22 protein-coding genes are annotated in these 18,757 nt (G+C 31.2%); 13 read left to right on the forward strand and 9 right to left on the reverse strand.

Translation table 11 applies throughout. The annotated features are described in order from the left end of the window. Nucleotides 1-101: 101 nt before the first annotated feature. Nucleotides 102-323, reverse strand: a complete 222-nt coding sequence (locus FHK87_RS10170; RefSeq protein ID WP_140592568.1) for a helix-turn-helix domain-containing protein — start codon at nt 321-323, stop codon at nt 102-104. A gap of 118 nt (nt 324-441) precedes the next feature. Between FHK87_RS10170 and FHK87_RS10175 the strand changes: the two genes are divergently transcribed. The 4 genes from FHK87_RS10175 to FHK87_RS10190 all read left to right on the forward strand — a co-directional run bounded on the left by FHK87_RS10175 (nt 442) and on the right by FHK87_RS10190 (nt 2,653). Then, complete coding sequence (locus tag FHK87_RS10175) at nt 442-636, forward strand: hypothetical protein (RefSeq protein ID WP_140592569.1); 195 nt, start codon at nt 442-444, stop codon at nt 634-636. A gap of 89 nt (nt 637-725) precedes the next feature. Then, on the forward strand, nt 726-1,034 hold the full coding sequence (locus tag FHK87_RS10180; RefSeq protein WP_140592570.1) for a helix-turn-helix domain-containing protein: 309 nt from the start codon (nt 726-728) through the stop codon (nt 1,032-1,034). Nucleotides 1,035-1,437: 403 nt separating this feature from the next. Continuing rightward, entirely contained in the window at nt 1,438-1,794 is a 357-nt protein-coding gene (locus FHK87_RS10185) for a hypothetical protein (protein ID WP_140592571.1), read from the forward strand. A 103-nt stretch (nt 1,795-1,897) separates the two neighbouring features. Continuing rightward, on the forward strand, nt 1,898-2,653 hold the full coding sequence (locus FHK87_RS10190) for a hypothetical protein (protein WP_140592572.1): 756 nt from the start codon (nt 1,898-1,900) through the stop codon (nt 2,651-2,653). 64 nt (nt 2,654-2,717) lie between these two features. On the opposite strand, the gene FHK87_RS10195 is transcribed toward FHK87_RS10190, so the two are convergent. From FHK87_RS10195 to FHK87_RS10205, 3 genes are all read right to left on the reverse strand, one after another. Beyond that, the gene (locus FHK87_RS10195; RefSeq protein ID WP_140592573.1) at nt 2,718-5,309 is read right to left on the reverse strand and encodes a carboxypeptidase-like regulatory domain-containing protein; all 2,592 of its coding nucleotides are present in this window, start codon (nt 5,307-5,309) and stop codon (nt 2,718-2,720) included. A 306-nt stretch (nt 5,310-5,615) separates the two neighbouring features. Continuing rightward, entirely contained in the window at nt 5,616-6,521 is a 906-nt protein-coding gene (locus tag FHK87_RS10200) for a FecR family protein (RefSeq protein WP_140592574.1), read from the reverse strand. A 78-nt stretch (nt 6,522-6,599) separates the two neighbouring features. Beyond that, nucleotides 6,600-7,112, reverse strand: a complete 513-nt coding sequence (locus tag FHK87_RS10205; RefSeq protein WP_140592575.1) for an RNA polymerase sigma factor — start codon at nt 7,110-7,112, stop codon at nt 6,600-6,602. Nucleotides 7,113-7,636: 524 nt separating this feature from the next. On the opposite strand from FHK87_RS10205, the gene FHK87_RS10210 reads away from it, so the two are divergent. The 6 genes from FHK87_RS10210 to FHK87_RS10235 all read left to right on the forward strand — a co-directional run bounded on the left by FHK87_RS10210 (nt 7,637) and on the right by FHK87_RS10235 (nt 12,253). Beyond that, a complete protein-coding gene (locus tag FHK87_RS10210; protein ID WP_140592576.1) occupies nt 7,637-8,773 on the forward strand; it encodes a hypothetical protein in 1,137 nt (378 codons plus the stop codon). A 74-nt stretch (nt 8,774-8,847) separates the two neighbouring features. Then, nucleotides 8,848-9,204 (forward strand): hypothetical protein, encoded by a 357-nt coding sequence (locus tag FHK87_RS10215; RefSeq protein WP_140592577.1) that lies wholly within the window; start codon nt 8,848-8,850, stop codon nt 9,202-9,204. Between the two features lie 54 nt (nt 9,205-9,258). Then, nucleotides 9,259-9,966 carry a ceramidase domain-containing protein gene (locus FHK87_RS10220; protein ID WP_140592578.1) on the forward strand — a complete coding sequence of 236 codons (708 nt, stop codon included), beginning with the start codon at nt 9,259-9,261 and terminating at the stop codon, nt 9,964-9,966. 99 nt (nt 9,967-10,065) lie between these two features. Next, nucleotides 10,066-11,085 carry a phenylalanine--tRNA ligase subunit alpha gene (gene pheS, locus FHK87_RS10225; protein WP_140592579.1) on the forward strand — a complete coding sequence of 340 codons (1,020 nt, stop codon included), beginning with the start codon at nt 10,066-10,068 and terminating at the stop codon, nt 11,083-11,085. A gap of 83 nt (nt 11,086-11,168) precedes the next feature. Beyond that, nucleotides 11,169-11,564, forward strand: a complete 396-nt coding sequence (locus tag FHK87_RS10230; RefSeq protein ID WP_140592580.1) for a hypothetical protein — start codon at nt 11,169-11,171, stop codon at nt 11,562-11,564. A 212-nt stretch (nt 11,565-11,776) separates the two neighbouring features. Next, the gene (locus tag FHK87_RS10235; protein WP_140592581.1) at nt 11,777-12,253 is read left to right on the forward strand and encodes a hypothetical protein; all 477 of its coding nucleotides are present in this window, start codon (nt 11,777-11,779) and stop codon (nt 12,251-12,253) included. 60 nt (nt 12,254-12,313) lie between these two features. On the opposite strand, the gene FHK87_RS26180 is transcribed toward FHK87_RS10235, so the two are convergent. Continuing rightward, on the reverse strand, nt 12,314-12,466 hold the full coding sequence (locus tag FHK87_RS26180) for a hypothetical protein (protein WP_226294177.1): 153 nt from the start codon (nt 12,464-12,466) through the stop codon (nt 12,314-12,316). 75 nt (nt 12,467-12,541) lie between these two features. Beyond that, entirely contained in the window at nt 12,542-12,676 is a 135-nt protein-coding gene (locus FHK87_RS26530) for a hypothetical protein (RefSeq protein WP_262711252.1), read from the reverse strand. A gap of 86 nt (nt 12,677-12,762) precedes the next feature. On the opposite strand from FHK87_RS26530, the gene FHK87_RS10240 reads away from it, so the two are divergent. Further along, a complete protein-coding gene (locus FHK87_RS10240) occupies nt 12,763-12,990 on the forward strand; it encodes a helix-turn-helix domain-containing protein (RefSeq protein ID WP_140592582.1) in 228 nt (75 codons plus the stop codon). 508 nt (nt 12,991-13,498) lie between these two features. Then, nucleotides 13,499-13,723 carry a helix-turn-helix domain-containing protein gene (locus tag FHK87_RS10245; protein ID WP_140592583.1) on the forward strand — a complete coding sequence of 75 codons (225 nt, stop codon included), beginning with the start codon at nt 13,499-13,501 and terminating at the stop codon, nt 13,721-13,723. 95 nt (nt 13,724-13,818) lie between these two features. Here FHK87_RS10245 and FHK87_RS10250 read toward each other — a convergent pair whose 3' ends face one another. From FHK87_RS10250 to trpS, 3 genes are all read right to left on the reverse strand, one after another. Continuing rightward, nucleotides 13,819-14,397, reverse strand: coding sequence for a hypothetical protein (locus tag FHK87_RS10250; protein WP_140592584.1), 579 nt, complete (start codon nt 14,395-14,397; stop codon nt 13,819-13,821). Nucleotides 14,398-14,691: 294 nt separating this feature from the next. Next, nucleotides 14,692-16,662 (reverse strand): NosD domain-containing protein, encoded by a 1,971-nt coding sequence (locus FHK87_RS10255; RefSeq protein ID WP_140592585.1) that lies wholly within the window; start codon nt 16,660-16,662, stop codon nt 14,692-14,694. Between the two features lie 277 nt (nt 16,663-16,939). Then, on the reverse strand, nt 16,940-17,908 hold the full coding sequence (gene trpS, locus FHK87_RS10260) for a tryptophan--tRNA ligase (protein ID WP_140592586.1): 969 nt from the start codon (nt 17,906-17,908) through the stop codon (nt 16,940-16,942). Between the two features lie 76 nt (nt 17,909-17,984). Here trpS and FHK87_RS10265 point away from each other — a divergent pair, with 76 nt between their 5' ends. Further along, nucleotides 17,985-18,743, forward strand: coding sequence for a lysophospholipid acyltransferase family protein (locus FHK87_RS10265; RefSeq protein ID WP_140592587.1), 759 nt, complete (start codon nt 17,985-17,987; stop codon nt 18,741-18,743). The last annotated feature ends 14 nt before the right edge of the window (nt 18,744-18,757 follow it).

Here is an 18,757-nt window from a genome sequence, read left to right on the forward strand (position 1 = left end):
ATTAGTCGTATTAATGTAATGGTTGATACGTGATATAACAAATATCTCGATGCAGTTGCTTAATTCTTTTTTTTGGATAGAAACCTCAAAAAAAGCGATGTTTATTCTTCTTTTTTCAAAGTAATCTCGCCACAAACATATTCTAAAAGCTCGCAAGGGCTTACATCTATGGCCAAAGCGATACTATACAACTCATCAGCTCTAAGTTTTGTTGAGGTGTTATTTGAAAGTTCGCTAAGTCGATTTTTGCTAATTCCTGTTTTTCTAGAAACACTAGCTTTATTTATAGATTTCTTATTTAAAAATTCACCTAATTTAGTCATACAATCATATTAATCTGTACATAAATATAAAAAAAGAGTATATAAAAACTGTTTTTCAGTATTTTATTTTGAAATAATACTTATTTTCGGTATAATTGTGTAGATAAATAACATATTTATGGATAATAAAGACTGCCAAGTGTTAATTAAATTTTCAGACATTCAAGAAGTACAAGCATTCAAAAACAGTATCATGGGCGTATTGAGTAAAGTTGAAATAGATCGATGTGACAAAGTGTTGATCAATGATCTAAAATCGGTATACAAATTATTAGATCAATTGTCTACACATCAAACCATTGCAGTGCCTTGAGTGATTAGGTCATTTTTATAAGAGTTTTTAGTTTTTTTTATTTGAATTGTATAAAAATCTTTTAAATTTGTCAAAACTTGACAAGTCAAATGAAAGAAACTTTTGGGCAGTATATAAGGATATTAAGAACCCAAAAAGGGTATACACTTACTCAACTTGCAGCAAAATTAGATCTAGATGCAGCAAATTTGAGTAAGATCGAAAATGGAAAAAGAGGATTTGATCAAAAAAAACTTACAAAACTATCAGAGATCTTTGAGTTGGATATCGAAGAAGTAAAAGACGAATATGTAAGTGACAAGATAGCGCAACATATATACGAGTTAGGATGTTCTGCAGAGCTACTCAAAGTAGCAGAAGAGAAGGCAGAGTATCGTAGAACTCAAAAAAATGAATAAAAAGGCATTTTATACCCATCAAAGGACCCAAAAATAAGATTGCACTCCTACCCAACAATCTCATTGATTAACCTTTGTTGTTATAAGATGTAAATTATTATTGATAAATATGTAGCTTGATTATTATCAAGTAACTAAAGAAAGACTTTCTCTATGTTTAGAGAATATTTACCCGCTTCATAAAAGAAGGTAACCTTGGTATAGTAATTTACTGTATTTGAGCAAAGGTCGGGCACTACGCTAAATTTTATCAAAATTATTAGTCTGTACAATCATTCAGATGCAATGTATTGTAGTTTATAAACTTATACATGTTTATGACTGTGATAATGAGTCTTTGTAAAAGAGCTTATCATCATTGCGTGGGATTGATTAGTAAATAAAATATAAAATTATAAGACGTATGAATATAAATCTAGAAGCTCAGAACTTTCCTAATTTTAAATTATCAACCCAAGAAGACCTAATCTTGTTTTTGATTAGAAATGAATTATTGAGTACGAGATTTGTAAACCAATTGAATACCATTGGTTTTGACACCTCATTTTTTAATGTAGAATTGAGTATTGTAATTCTATCATTACTTGGTTTTAAAGCAAGAACCGATGCCTTATTAGAGTGGTATTATACGACGTTAGATATTTACGCTTCAAAAATTAATTTAGATAATCATGATGAAATAAATGCAATTACATTTGATTTCTATATCAAATTAAAAGTAAAACAAGAAGCCGAAGAACAAAAGAATAGCTGTAATTAGAAAAATGCAAAGTAATGTGTGAATACATAAAAACGAGTATTTTTATGATATATATGTACTGGTATGTATATAGTTGTTAAGAATCTTAAACTAAGTATCTAAAATGGGAGCTTGGAATACATTACATTTATTCGACATTAATAAATTTTATAATGATGCAGTACCTCTTTTCTTAGGAGAAAAGGGATCTATAAGGGATGACTATTTAGACTTTTTAAAATCATATGTATTTGGAGGTATTGAACACTTATCTAATACTGAATTACAAAACAGAATCAATAAATCAATTGTTTCACTTAAAGAAATAGCGAATCAATTTGATTCTGATTTTAAAAAACATAAGGAATATGATTTTATCAAGTCAGAGAAAGAGAAACAAAATTATTTAGACAAACACCCTGAATATTATGAGTTTGGGGCTTTTTTTGAATATTATATTTTTAAATATTGTGCAGATTTTTTTCCTCATATTGTGTGTAGTAAATATGGTTTATTGAGTATTTTAGATCCAAAACGTAATTCAATTGGCTACGAAATTTTACGAAACCTTGAGAATTATGATAATTTTTTCTGCCCTGATGGAGATGGAATAGTTGGTTGGATTTCTATTGAAGACACTGAGATATTATTGAACTGTAAAGAAGATTTCTTTTCTAAAGATGATTGCGATGATGATGATTATAGTTATCTCGAAAGCTTCATGAAACTAGTAGAGATTGCAACCAACAATAAATTAGGGCTAATAAGAGGTCAAGATATGAGAGAATGGACTTTGGAAAGATTACCGCAGTTTAAATTATTGCCAAAAAATAATTGGAATTATTCTGAATTTGAAGAAGTGATTAGATTTAAAAGATAAAAAATAAAGACATCTTTGATAATTAAACAAGCTCTATCATTTAGCTTTTTCAGATTAACAAACCCTAAAAAGAAGTTCGGAAAACGATATTTGGTGTGATGCCCAAAGACATTTGTCGTAATACGTCGAGTTCTATATTTTCTGTAACAGGATTTTCGTCTAGTCGGTAACTGATAGAAACCGGTACTCTACGATTGTACACATTGAGTATTGAAGCCCCGATATGTCCTTTCCACTTACCGGTAGCATCAAGATTAAATTTGTAGGTAGCTGAAATATCCAAACGATGAAAATTATCTAATCGTTTTGCATTGACTTCTCCAAAAGCAATTTGATTGGTGTTGGTTAAATTTGCTGTAGTAAAAGGTGCTCCTGATCGCCATAACCAACCCAAAGATAACTCCCATTGATCTAATGTATAGGTATTAGAAATTCTAAAATTATGTGTGATATCATTATTGCCGGGAAATGGGTTATTTTGTATTTCTGGAAATGTAAATTCGATATCATTAAAGGTGTATCCCAACCATGCTCTAAAGTTTTGAAACTTCTTTTTTAGTAAAACATCGACTCCTATAACTCTACTTTCTCCAGTAGATATGTTATTTGATACAGTATTAAAACCATTGGTTGCAGATGTAAGTCCATCTATTTTTCTATGATAGCCATCAATCTCAAAATTCCAACCGTTTTTAGAAAACAGAAACCCTCCGGAGAATTGAGTGCTTTCGAGTAAAGGGACCTCTTCTTTATTAGAATGGATCCATAAATTATTTTCTAATCTAAGCTGTGTGTTTTCAAATTCTATTAATTGACTGATGGGTTGATATCTTAGCTCTGCTGTTGCTTTTAATCGTATTGCTTTAGAAATAGGGTATTCTATATTAGCACGTGGTTCTATATAAATATCATCTAAAACCGAATAATGAGAGGCTCTAACACCTAAATTAAGAAAGCTTTTGTTTTTTGCAGTAAATTTATAATTGGCATACAAAGCATTGGCATCATTGTTTACCCTTTCTGACTCATCTATTGGGTTTTCTAGTTGGCTTTCTCTAGTAATACGATAAAAAACTTCATTATGAGAGAACTGATATCCCAAGGTGAGTAGATTTTTTGAATTTAATTCATAAGAGATATTAGCGTCAACCCCAAAATCTCTTACCGTATTTCTTCGTACAGATTGTATTTCTATAAATAATTCTTCGCGTTCTGCAAATTGATAGTCCAAATCAAAATGAGAGTAATACGCTTTTAGGCTATGGTGAAAACGATTATTCTTTGTCCCTGTCCAAGAGAAGCTTATTCCTTCATTTTGTATTTCGAGATCATCTGTAATAGTATCTTCATCATCACCCACAATAAACGCAAGGTCGTTGTGCGTAAAAATACTACTGATCATTATTTTATCATTTGGAGAAATATCCAAAATGAGTTTTGCGGTAACATCATAGAAGAAAAAATCATCACTAATGATATCAGTTTCGCTTTCATCCTCTTCGTCTATTTCACCAATTTCTTCTTCCTCTTCTTCTACAGGAGGAGGTTGATTATTTTGTGTTTCTACTATTTTTGTGTTTTGAAAAACTTTTTGTGATAAAGCTTTATAAGTTGTGGTTTGAATAACATCTGTATATGACCTTCTTCCTGATACAACCAGGCCTATTTTTTTTGAAATAGGAGTTTTAATGAATGCATCTGCATGAGTGCCATTAATACCAATACCTCCATTTGAAGTTTTAGGTACATTTTGATCACTAGAGATATCTACTACTCCAGAGACTCTATCTCCATATTTTGGGTCAGCACCACCTCTATATACATTTGCAAAATCTGTTATATTGGGATTAAATATAGAGATCATTCCAAAAAAATGGCCTGTATTATACATTTTGATATCATCCCACAAAATCAGATTTTGGTCAGAAGATCCTCCTCTTATCCTGAGTCCTGTAGCGGTCTCGTCCGGACTGGTAATCCCGGGAATAAGTTGTACACTTTGTAGGATATCAGGTTCACTCTGACCGGGTAGAATTCCTAAATCGTTATTTGAAATCAAAAAAGACCCATCTACATTTTTATTAATACCAGTTGTAAGATATTCTACAATAAGTACTTCTTCTAGTGCTGTTGTCTCTAGTGATAATCCTATTTTGGGGCATTTTTTGTTCTTAAAAAATGTAGCAGGAACGGTTTTGTTTTTATATCCTACATATTGAATGGATATCTGGTTTTTTTCATCGATATCTCCGAGCTGAAAAAAGCCATCATCATTGGTAATTGTACCAGTTTTTTCGCTTTCGATTATAACTGATGCATAGGGCAGAGGAGCATTTGTAATTTCATCAAAAAGATACCCGCATACTTCTACTTTGTTCTTGGGAGTGCTTACAATTACTTGACGATTAGAGATTTTTTTAAAATCGAGGTTTGTTAATGTTTTTAGGGTAAAAAGAACCTCATCTATAGGTGTATTATTGAGTGCTATAGTTATGATTTTATCTTTTACCACTTCATTACTAAAAGAAAATATGAGATTGTAAGATTCAGATAACTCATTAAGAACCTCTTGCAAAGGAGCCTCTTTGTATTCTTTTTTGACTTGTGCTTGTAAGGCTATAGTGCAAAAAAGAAACAATACCAATACTTTTTTCATTTCTTATTATTTATTCTAAAAACACCTATAAATTGTACTCTCTATGATGTATAATAAGATTGATCAAAAAATGTGACAAAAAAATCTGTCTTTTTTGATCAATAGCTACATTTTTTGAAAATATATCTCAAAAAAATGATGTTAGAGTGTTTAAAATCAATAAGCTGCTTTATCGTATTTTCCCTTTTAAGTTTTAAAGCAATTACAGTTCTTTACTCGATAATCGAGATTTAAATACTCCAAGGCCTGCCTCGAAATTAAAAGTAAGTTTCCTTCGAATTCATGGTGGTCTTGCCCTGAAGTTCTTTACTTAGGAGTTAGTACTATCATAGTGCCATTAATCACATATTCGATCCCCATAGGAACCAGAACAGATTCTAATGCCAAATCTAGGTTGTCATACCTAAACCCTCCTGTAAATAACTGATTTTGATCTATTTTGTCTCTTCTAAAACTTATATTGTATTGTCTTTCTAATTCATCCAAAACATTTATCAAAGGAGTACTTTCAAATATACTTTCGCCCTTTTTCCATAAAGGTTCGGGAGTGATAACCTTTTCTTCGATCAGCTTTTCTCCTTTCAAAGAAACACCTTCTCCTTTTTCAAGAATTTTTTGTACACTATCTTTTTGAGAAGATACTCTTACTTTACCCTCATAGCAGCCAACCTGAAATTCGTTTGATCTGTTTTTGACATTAAATTGTGTACCTAATACTTCTACCTGACCAAGTTTTGTTACGACTTTAAAATTAGTTCCTGTAGTTACTTTGAAAAAAGCCTCTCCATCAAGTTCGATTTCGCGATGTTGAGACCAGAAAAAACGAGTATGTGTTAACGAAGAAGAAGCATTAAGGTCTACAGTACTTCCGTCGGGTAATGTAATAGCTAATTGTTCGCCTATAGTAGTGGAATAGCTCACTGTATTGAAGAAAATACCGACAATTAAAACCACAGCAGCGGCAGCAGATACTGCATATAAAAGCGGTTTTAACCAAGTCACTTTTCCTTTTTTAGGTTGATCTAGCTTATCTAAAGTGGTTTGTAATGACTCTTTTAGATCAAAAGAAGGAGGGTTAAAAAACGTTAACCCCTCTATGATCTTTCTATAATCTTCATATTCAGGAAGCCTTTTTAATTCTTCGAGATCTTCGGTAGAGAGTTCATTATTCAACCACTTTGCTAAATATGTATTTTCATTTTCACTCAGCATATGTTTTTATAAAATGTTATTAGATTTCTACAAAGAAACATTAATACAACAGGTAAAAAACCGTATACCCTACCTATATTAAATATTTTTAACAAGTTTTCTTAATTCTTTTAAAGCGTTATGCATTCTTTTTTCTACAGCTTTTACAGAAATACCAAGCATTTCGGCAATTTCTTTATAGGTCTTTTTATCAATTCGATTTAGTAAAAAAACTTCACGTTGTCCATCAGGAAGCTCGGCAATTGCCTTTTGTAAAGTATTCATGAATTCTTTTTCTTCCATAACAAAATCAGGAGTTTCAACATTTTTGTTACTACGCGGTATTTTTGAATATTCTAGTCTAACCTTATTATGAGCTACCTGATTAAGGAAAAGGTTGTTTGCTACAGTACATAAAAAGCCTTTTGCTTTTTCAAAAAATACTTTTTTACAATTTTGCCAGAGTTTTATGAAGGCTTCTTGCATTAGATCTTCTGCCTGATCCTTATCTCCACATTTATAATAGATAAAATTTCTGACAGATTCGGCATGTGTTTCAAAGATGTTGGTAAAAACCGGTCGATCACATACAGATTTTGAAGATAGCCCCATACACAAGATTTTTTTCAGTTTACAATAGAATTAAAATCATCCCACTCGTTACTAGGTCAAAAATAAATCATTATGAAGTTCAAAACAAATATTGATAAAAGTCTGGTTTTTATACAGATAGAGCTAATAAAGGCTTGTTTTTTAAAAATAAAAACACAAAAAAATAATTTTTAAGTAGGGTAAACAGAAGTTAGCCTGTTTATAACACAAACAAAAAATAGTAACTAACTAAAAACAATAACCACCATGCTAAGTATACAATCAATAATCAATACATAGACATAGGTTACAAAAATTAAAGTTTGAAATGCAAGATGGATCCTACTGCTTTTTAAATCTTTTTCAACCGATCGAAACGAATGTTTCAGAGCATATATAAACCAAACATCACAAAAATTTATGACCTAAATAAAGCTAGTCTTTGTATTTAAAAAACGGATAAAACAAAAGATTTGCTTTCAAAATTTCATTTGCCAAAAAGCAAGTGCAGGTCAGCTATTGCAAAAAAATTAAAATATCAAAAAATGAAAACAATCAACAAAATATCGATAATCATTATTTTCATAATAGGGACAATAGGATACTCACAAGAAAAAAGCAACTTTTCTATCGGCACATCTGCAGGATATGAATACAACTACTTCAGAAGCCCTGAAGAAGTACGTCGAGATGGGGTGCTGCATACAGGAAATGATTTAATTTCGAGCAGTGTTTATCAGGATATAAGAGGTAATTATGGATATACAAATAAAATAGATAGAAGAAATAGAATTCGTTTGTCTGCAGGATCTTCTGCAAGGGTGTTTTATCAAAATTTAGAGGATAGCTATTGGAGAGCTGACCTAAGAGGAAGGTATGATCATAAACTAAACAAAAAAATGAGCTTATTAGCAGAAGCTAGATTTATCCGTATGGCAAGAAAAGGTCTCGGTGGTGATGAAGATGTGTTGGTAAATCCTTTGGGGTATCTGCAATATGGTTTTAGTGGGGGAATAGATATAGAGCCCGTAGAGCAGTTTCATATTACAGCTAATGTATTTTATAATTTTAGAAATTATGATTCTTTTGGTGATAGGGATTTACAGTATGATGAGTTTGGACTTAGAGCTTCTGCAGTTCATACTTTTGAAAACAGAGATCTAAAACATAGTATAGGAGTAGATGCTTATATAAAGAAAAGGTTGTATGATACTTTTGATGCCAGTGATGACCTTCCTAATGGGATTCGTAATTGGGATTATGCAAAAGCAACATTATTTTATGAGTTACCATTGAGCAAGAATTTTGAAGTAGAGCCTTCTTTTTCATATTATACTCGAGTGGATAATATAGAAGACAGATCAGGTTTTAATCAATATGGTCCTGGGATAAGCCTTAATTTTGATAATAGCATCACCAAAATCAGTAGCTCTCTTTCTTATATGTCAAGAGTATTTTCTAGTAGAGAAGCAAGAGATAATGATGGTAGAATCGGAGAAAATATTAAAAACAATACTGCAAATTTTGGATTAGATGCCTCTCATGAGATCAATGATAACTGGTCAATAACCGCAACTATATTTTCGAGAATAAGAACATCTAATAATACAGATATAGATAGAAGATCTTTTAGAGCGTTCAAGAATCAATATGCAGGAGTAGGGGTTTTGTGGCAGTTATAAGTTTTAATCAAAAAATTAGTCTGTATCATAGGTTTAGCCGTAATTTTGCAAACAATAAATTTTGGACCAAAATTATGGCTAGAGATCAAGAATTAAAAAAGCGTTGGGAAACATTGGTTGATAAACTTTCTAACCAGTTTGCAGAGGGTGAAGATTTGGATCTGGATGGGATCATATATTTGATAGGAGTGCAGGAGTTAGGTCAGTTACATCGCAAATTTAAAAAAGATGAAAAGCTAGATTTAATGCATATTGCTATTTGTCGATTGTTAGAGCCTTATGGATATTATGAGTTTGATTATTATGATGAAGAGGGTTGGCCACACTATAAGATAAAAGAAAAATTACCTAACCTTAAAGCAGGGGAACAGTCTGTATTGATGAAAGAAGCTATCGTAAATTATTTTTTAGCAAGTCAATATATCCATTAGAGATATAAGTAGTATTGTGTATATCATTTCTTATTTTTATAAGAAAAAAGAAATATGCTGGTTAATTTTGAAGAGGTTTTGAAACTTCCAAATGATACCGGACCGATTTATAGAGAAACTTTTATGGGTCGATTACCGGTAGAACCATTCAATACCTTTAGTAATCTTATTTTCTTACTTATAATTTTATATTTCTCTATACGTGTATTCAAAAATATAAAACAACATGTCTTTTTAACGATTTGTATACCAATTCTTGCTATTGGTTTTGTTGGAGGCACAATGTATCATGGTACTCGTAGCCATGAAGCATGGTTATTTATGGATTGGGTGCCGATTATGATACTATGTATGGCTGCTGTCTTTTATTTTGTGTTTAAATTGTTTTCTAGTTGGTGGGCAAGAGCACTTTTTTTAATTATTATTTTTACAGTTTCTTTTACGGTTAGACAGTTACCAATCCCAAGCTATATAAGAATTTCTTTGGGATATGTGATTACAGCCGTTACCGTTTTGCTACCTATTTTTTTGTACCTAATCAAAACAAAAGGTTATAACAAGAAACTTATTCTATTGGCTGTACTTAGTTTTGTAATTGCTGTAAGTTTTAGAAGTTTGGATAAGATACTGGATACAGAAATTTTGTACATGGGTACGCATTGGCTTTGGCATCTTTTTGGGGGAATATCGGTTTTCTTTTTGATGCAATACATATATCAAGATAACCAAGTTACTCATCAGGTTGATGTACCGAATCAATAGGGATTTTTTGAAGAAATTAATATTTAACTCAAAATGGTGACAACAGGTATTCTATTAAGCTAAATTACGTAAATTTGCTTTCTTGTTAAGAGAATAGCGATGATTGAAAAAATTAAAGAATATATAGAAGAGGTAGATACCTTTACCACAAATAATAAAGAAGATTTAGAAGCTTTTAGAATCAAATTTTCTGGAAAAAAAGGACTTATCAATGATTTCTTTGCAGAATTTAGAAATGTAGCAAACGATCAGAAAAAAGAGTATGGGCAAGCGATCAATGCCCTTAAAGTTGCTGCAGAAGAAAAAGTAAAGTCGCTTAAAGAAGATTTAGAATCCAAAGAAGAAGAAAAAGGAAAGTATGGTGATCTTACTCGTCCGTCTGAACCTATTGCTTTAGGCTCAAGGCATCCTATTTCTTTAGTCAAAAATCAAATTATAGATATTTTTTCTCGTATAGGTTTTAATGTTAGCGAGGGGCCGGAGATAGAAGATGACTGGCATAATTTTACAGCGTTGAATTTGCCAGAATATCACCCTGCCAGAGATATGCAGGATACTTTTTTTGTGCAAACTAATCCTGATATATTATTACGAACACATACTTCTTCGGTTCAAGTGAGATATATGGAGAATAATACTCCTCCTATAAGAACAATCTCTCCGGGAAGAGTGTATCGTAATGAGGCAATATCAGCTAGATCTCACTGTTTTTTTCATCAAGTAGAAGGATTATATATAGATAAAGACGTATCGTTTGCGGATTTAAAACAAACATTGCAATATTTTACTACAGAAATGTTTGGTAAATCTAAGATCAGACTTAGACCTTCTTACTTTCCTTTCACAGAACCAAGTGCTGAGGTTGATGTGTATTGGGGATTAGAAACGGAAACTGATTATAAAATGACTAAAGGTACCGGTTGGTTAGAAATTATGGGATGTGGAATGGTCGATCCAAATGTATTGAAAAATTGCAATATTGATCCTCAAGAATATAGTGGGTTTGCTTTTGGAATGGGTATAGATCGTATTGCTTTATTATTATATGGGATTTCTGACATCCGTATGTTGAGCGAAAATGATATGCGTTTTCTAGAACAATTTAAATCAGTACTATAATTTCTAAACACAAAATACCTTAACTTATATTTTGTAGAAGAGTTTGCGAGATTTAGATCAGAAAATTTTTTCTAAAATAACGTATGAAAAAGGATATTGAAATACCAGTAGTAGAAAATGTTTATATCGCTGTTGTAAAAGAGTGGAATGAAGACTTTCTTAGTAAAGACTGGAATTCATATATTATTAACGATAGAGATACCCCAATAGAAATGGTTTTGGTGGTTACAAAAGGGTATGACGAAGAAAGAAAAACCTCTTTATTACGACATGGTATTGGCACAATAGCAGCCAAATCTTCTGCCAAAATAGAAATGCTTCAAGAAGAATTGCTAAGCATGAATAATGAGTTTGCAGTTACTTTTTTTGCAGACAATAAATTGTACGATAAAAAATATATTTTTAGAAAAAATACCATAAACGAAAATGCTTTTCAAGATTTGCCCGTTATGGATCAACGAGGTATACTAATGAAATAATATCAATACACCTTATTTTTCTTTTTAAAATGTAAGATTATCGTTTTTTGATGCTCAACTATTGATCCAAGAGCATATATCTTTATTCTATTCTAGTATAAATTTTATCGATTAAAAACATTTTTTGTCGATTAAATGCATTTTTAACATTAAAATTTTGTTAAATAGTGTGATTTTTCCGATTTTAGCACCTGTAATTGGAAATACAATATATGAAGAGATTTTTACCTGTTTATGTTGCTTTTTTTGCAGTGACATTACTAAGTGTATACTCTTGTGAAGGAAACAATGCTAAAACTTCTGAGAATACAATAGTAGGAACCTGGCAATTAAAACAACAATTTGTGAATAATGAAGACGGTAAGTCACTAGAAGAATTCCCCCTATCTTCATGTGAAAAAGGAACGACATTGCAAGTTTTGAAATGGGGAAGGTTTGTAGAGACAAGCTATTATGACGGTTACGGTATTGGAGGAGAGTGTTTAAAAGATACCGAAGAGACTAAAGGAACATGGATTAAGGATAAGAATAAAACCTATAATTTTTTATACGACAAGAGTAATACAATAGCATTTAGTAGCTCAAAAGTTAGTATAGAAGATAATAATACATTGGTGATTACTATTACTTATGATGATCGTGATCATGATTATGAATCAACGCTAAAATTCATATATACCAAAATTTAATCTTTAGTTATTTATTAGTTAATTAATGAGGCCTGTATAAAAGTAATACAGGCCTTTTTTTTAAGGTTTTGAAGAATTGTTATTTTTTTCTTTCTCTTTTTGCCTTTCGCGAATAGTCTCAAGTGCCCAATGATAGTTTTGTAATATTTCTTTGGTTACACCATGTTTTTTCTTGTATTCCATCAATCGTTTACGTAGCTCTTCTTCTGTCATAATATAAAGATTTAATGATGTATTTATTAGATATTAGTATTGTTGAATATTCTTTATTCTAAAGTTGAAGACCTTTTAAGGTTCTTTGATATTAGTAATATTCTGTTTTACTCTTTCCATAGCAGAGATAAAATTACTGTGTTCTATTTCATTAAAATTATGTTCTTTTTGATATTCTAACATATATTGATATAATTTTTCCGGTTTCATAGTATCTCTAAATGTCTAATACAAATGTATTTAAAAATTACCGAACGGTCATTGAAATATTCTTTTTTTAAGCTGAATTTTCGGAAGTGAAAGAACAAGACAAAAAAGAACTGCTTAATACATTAGCAAAACGTATAAAAGAGTTACGTTCTGATAAAGAAGTAACCCAAGAAGATGCCCTTAATGACACAGGAATTCATTTTGGTAGAATAGAGCAGGGCAAAAGGGATATTTCATTTACTACGCTATTCAGAATTTGTAAATATTTTGATATCACTCCTAAAGAATTTTTCTCTGAAGATTTTGAGATCTAAATTATAGATCTTCCATAATCATTATATATCTATAAAATACCGTTTCAGCTTTAATTAAATACAATTATATTTTAATTTATTTTGGTATTGATTTAATATTCTATTTATAGTTGTACTAATGTTTTGTACTGTGAGCGTTCTGTTCATCCATATGTTAAACTGATATCACATTTTCTTTTTCTATAAACATATCTGTAATTATACTTCTTTTTGGCTATCATGGTATATTAAATTTTGGTTTATAATATGCTTTTTCTAAAAATTCATATAAACATTAATATCTGTAATTAGAATGGTAAGAAAACACTCTTTTAGAAGTAACTATATCAGAAAGATGACTAATTATTTCTTTAAGTTAACTTTTATTTTCTGAAAAAACTCTAAAAACTTTTATAAATATATAAAAATTATGCAATATACTGCATAATTTAATCAGACTGTCAGGGTTTTGTGTTTTGATTTCTAAAGACAACTGTCTTATTAACAGGAAATTAGCCATTTTTGATGAATGATAAAAGATGATAAATTTAAGGTTGCTTTAGGGCAAAGGCTCCGGAATTTAAGATTAGATGCAGAGCTTACTTTAGCACAGTTAGCAGAGAAATCAGGCGTTAGTTATCGTACTATTTTTGATATCGAAAAAGCAGAAACCCGTCCATCAGTAGAAATAATAAGGCTACTTTGTATTGCACTCGATTACTCCCTATCAGATTTTTTTAAATTTAAATATTAACTTTAATAAGTAACACAATGTATACGCATTATATGAACATATACATTGTGCTAAAACTATAACTAATTTTTATGTCAAAACAGACAAAGTAGGATTTAATTAGATTCTACTGTGCTGTTGTCATCATTGTTTACTATAGGTGCTTTTTTTGCACTGCACTCCTGTTTTTGTAATTCTGCGCTTGTAGTGATGATGAGTTCAAAAAGGGTATTATATTTTTCTTCTGTAATATCTCCATTAAATGCAGATTCATTCAAACGATATAAAGATGTTCTTAAAAAATTGAGCGCATCCGATTTATTAGTAAGCTGAGAAACCATGTATTGAACCATGCTTTTTACTTCTCCATCAATAGTAAACTGTCCTTTTACATCTGCTGTAGCTTTAGTAAAAAAATCTTTTAATGTTTCAAATACAGCGTCAGGTTGCTCTTCTCCCAAATATTTGAAAGTAAAATTACCACTGTTATTTTTCATGATATTATATACTCCCATTCTTTTAGAAGCATCAAAAAAGAAGGCTCCGGTAGATAGTTCAAATTCATTTTCTTCTGAGCTATTGATATAATTTGGGGCAATATACGCGGCAGATACGTCCTTATCTATTGTTTTGCCCTTTTGAGCTTGTAACAGAGGAGTAACCATACATGCTATAAGAAAGATTATTTTTCTCATGATTTTGGGTTTTTAGTTGATTTGTTTGGTATTAAATTTATAGACGTGAAGCTACGTTAAAACTCTTTATACTCAGATACGGGTATCCGTAAGAAAAATTAATATTTTTTATGTAAGGTTATGCAATTGGATAGTATTTCTAGACTAAAAAAATATAATTGATTGTCACTTCTAATATCAATATTCTACCGCATCTGTTACAAACATAATATATCAATAAAGTTATATAATACATTCTTGATAACAGAGAAAATATTGGTATTTTAATCAGTAGAAAAAAGAGTTGCGATGTCTTTACCAATCTCCTTTTAAAACTTCTTTTAAATTATAAAACACGCCAAGAAAATAAGGCTTTTTGAATTGTCCTCGGCCATTGTTTTCAAACAGATACACCTGGTTGTTTTCTGTTATGCCGATAAGATCATCAATTTGGTCGTTTTTCCAATCATGAGTAAAAAATTCTTTATACCCTCTTATATCAGAAGCAACCATAACATTTGATTCAAAACTATTTGTGTTTGAATTAAAAGGGTGTAGATATAACGCTTCGGTATCGATATCGTAAGATAACAAATCATCTGTACTGTTATTGGTCCAATTACCCGGAATCATATATTCATATAATCCCCAGTTATATCCAACTTTTTTATATTTGGGATAAAAACCGGTTCCATCAGGTTTAAATATATACAAATGAATTTCTTCTGATTCAGGATCATATGCCATAAGATCATCTGTTCCATTGTTGGTCCATTTTCCTACTAAAAATTTGGAGTATTGACTCCACCCATGTCCAACGGTTTTGTAGTCATAATAAAATTTTGAACCATCTGCTTTAAAAGTGTATAGATTTATATCATCCATACTTTTATGACAAGCCAATAAATCATCTGTACCATTATTGGTCCAATTACCTACCAAAAGATGAGAATAATTACCCCAACTATGTCCAACTTTTTTGTATCCGGAGTAAAATCGATATCCATCAGGTTTGAATGTATACATATTCATTTCTTCGAGGTTACCATGATATGCAATAAGGTCATGAGTACCATTATTTGACCATTTTCCGGGTAAAAGATATAAATAGTTATCCCAGCCATTTGATATCAATGTTTGTTGTGTCTGACATATTTTTTCAGCATCATCGCTGGCATAACTATTATTATAAGCAGCCATTTTTTTAAACTTTCCAAAAGTATATCTTTTGATGGTGTTGTTCTGTGTAGCTATCAAAAAATCAGAAGCTCCTGTTGTATACCAAGGTACAGATTCGTCTAGGATTATTTGTCGAATTGACTCGCATTCATAATCATGGGGAAAAATATTATCATGAATCAAAGCTTTGTCTTCTGGTATACCTCTAATCACGACAGCAATTTGATCTTTGTTTTTGAATGTGTTGTGATGAATAGTAACAGACTTGCCTGCAATAGTTTCGCTATCACCATTTTTGCCATGCATGTCAAAGCTATGCGAAGTACCTTGGGTACCGATAATATTATAAGAAGCTTCATAGCTTTCGTTTTGATGACCAGATGCAGCTATATCATGGCGGTTATAGTCAAAATTATTACATGAGATTTGGGCGTTGGTTTCTGTATCATCATTATCATGATGTAATACGACTCCATAGCCAAAACCATTTCTTTGGTTATGGTGGATATAGTTATTTATAATATGATTCCCAGAGGAATTTATCATAAAAATAGCACCGTGAGACCAGCCTGATAGTTCACAATTTTCTACTGTTAGATTAGTATGATTAGTAATAAGGATACCATTTGTGGTCGTAGAGGTGCCATTGTTTGTTTGATCAAACCCCTTTATATTAAGACCGCTTAAAGTAACATTGTCTGCTACTACATGTATAAAAACCCTTTTTTCTAATGCATCGTAAACTTCTTTTTTTCTATAAAGTGTAGCCCCTGTATTTTCGAAGCTTCTCCCACTTACGATTTTGATAGATTTATCGATTACAATATTGGGAGTACTATCAGAAAACTGCAAATTAGCATTGTCTTCAATATAAATAATGTCACCTTCTTGCGCATCTTCTATTGCTTTGATCAACTCTTCTATATTGTTTACAATAATATCTGCTTCAGCAGGAGAATAGATAGTGATTTGATTGGGGCAATTAATTTCTGGTAAGGTAATGACTTTTGAGTGTTGCTGGGGATAATTGTCTTCGGTTAATTGGTCTTTACTACAGGAGTATGAAGATAATAATCCAAGTGTTAATGCAATATTTATGCATTTCATTGTTTTGGGTATTTAGTAGTTTTCATATTTATTTTACTATCAATTTTCCCAATATTATTCTCCCCAAAATCTAGATAACGTGGAGTGGTTTAAGATATTATAGCTTTTATAAAATGACATTAAAGATTAACAGTATGATTAGAAAAACTATTAATAATTTGTTAGATATAAAAAATATAACCTGTACATAATACTTTGACAAAAAATTATACCCTTGAGCTGTCTCAAGGGTATAATTTTTTTTTAAATGTGTTGTTTACTGTAAAAGGTAAAACTTTTAGTAACCAATTTTATCACGTACTCTTGCTAGTACTTTGTCTGCAATGGTTGTGGCTTTCTTTGCGCCAATAGCAAGAGCCTCGTCTACCTCATTAAGGTTTTGCATATAATATGTATAGCGTTCACGTTCTTTTGCAAATTTTGAGATCAATAATTCAAACAATGCTTGTTTGGCATGGCCATAACCGTAATTACCTGCCAAATAATTTTTACGCATTTCTTCGACTTGTTCTGTACTTGCAAGAATTTTGTATAGCGCAAATACATTACATGTATCTGGGTCTTTGGGCGCTTCTAGAGGCGTACTATCGGTTTCGATAGACATCACTTGTTTTCTTAGTTTTTTGTTAGGTAAAAAGAGATTGATAATATTGCCTCTGGATTTACTCATTTTTCCTCCATCTGTTCCGGGAATATACATCGTTTCTTTTTGTACCTGAGCTTCTGGTAATACAAATAATTCTCCTATTTGGTTATGAATACGAGAGGCAACATCTCTTGTAATTTCAAGGTGTTGTAATTGGTCTTTTCCAACGGGAACAATATCTGCATCATACAAAAGGATATCTGCTGCCATAAGCATTGGATACGTAAACAAACCTGCATTGATGTCTTCTAGACGATCTGCTTTATCTTTAAAAGAATGTGCTAGCGTTAATCGTTGATACGGAAAAAAACAATTTAAATACCAGGATAATTCAGTTACCTGTGGGATATCACTCTGTCTGTAAAAAACAGTTTTTTCGATATCTAATCCAAAAGCTAACCAAGCAGCAGCAGTAGAATACGTGTTTTCTCTAAGTGTTTTTGCATCCTTAATTTGTGTCAACGAATGCATATTGGCAATAAATAAAAATGAATCATTTTCTGGCTGGTTGGCCATATGTATTGCCGGAATTATTGCTCCTAATAGATTTCCTAAATGCGGAGTTCCTGTACTTTGTATTCCTGTTAGAATTCTGGGCATGATATTTTTTCTAGTTTCTTAGCAAAGGTAATTTTTTTGTTTAGATAGCTCAAAGCAATTATGTATTTTTGAAACCATGTCTTTACTAAAGAATATATTAATCTTATTGTGGCGTATTTGGTTCTACATCTTAATGGGTATTCCCATTATTATAATGTTTCCTGTTTTGCTCATACTTACATCAAGAGAAAAATGGTATCCACAATTTTTTAAAGTAGCGCGTTTTTGGGGAAGAATCGTTTTGTATGGTTCAGGTTTTATCCCAAAAGTTTCTAAGGCAACCAAGATAGATAAATCAAAAAGCTACATGTTTGTTGCCAATCACACATCGATGACAGACATTATGTTTATGTTGCATTGTGTTGATAACCCATTTGTTTTTGTAGGTAAAAAAGAATTAGCAAAAATTCCCATTTTTGGATTTTTCTATAAACGTACCTGTATATTGGTGGATCGTAATAGCCAACGCAGTAGAAAAGAAGTGTTTGATCGTGCTCAGGCAAGGCTAAAAAACGGGACAAGTATTTGTATTTTTCCAGAAGGAGGAGTTCCGGATGACGAATCTGTTATTTTAGACGAGTTCAAAGATGGTGCATTTAGACTGGCAATAGATCATCAAATCCCTATTCTACCACTAGTGTTTTATGATAATAAAAAAAGGTTTTCATATACTTTTTTCAGTGGTAGCCCTGGTCAAATGAGAGGACGCATCTTGAATGAAATTCCAACTGTTGGACTAAATCAGGAAGATAAAAAAGAATTGAGAGAAAAAACCAGAATAATTATTCTAAAAGAGTTAGAAAAAGAGGTACTTGCCTCAGATCGCAAAAAATAAGTAAAATAATAAAT

Origin of the sequence: Aquimarina algicola, assembly GCF_006443095.1 — a bacterium.
Lineage (GTDB): Bacteria > Bacteroidota > Bacteroidia > Flavobacteriales > Flavobacteriaceae > Aquimarina > Aquimarina algicola.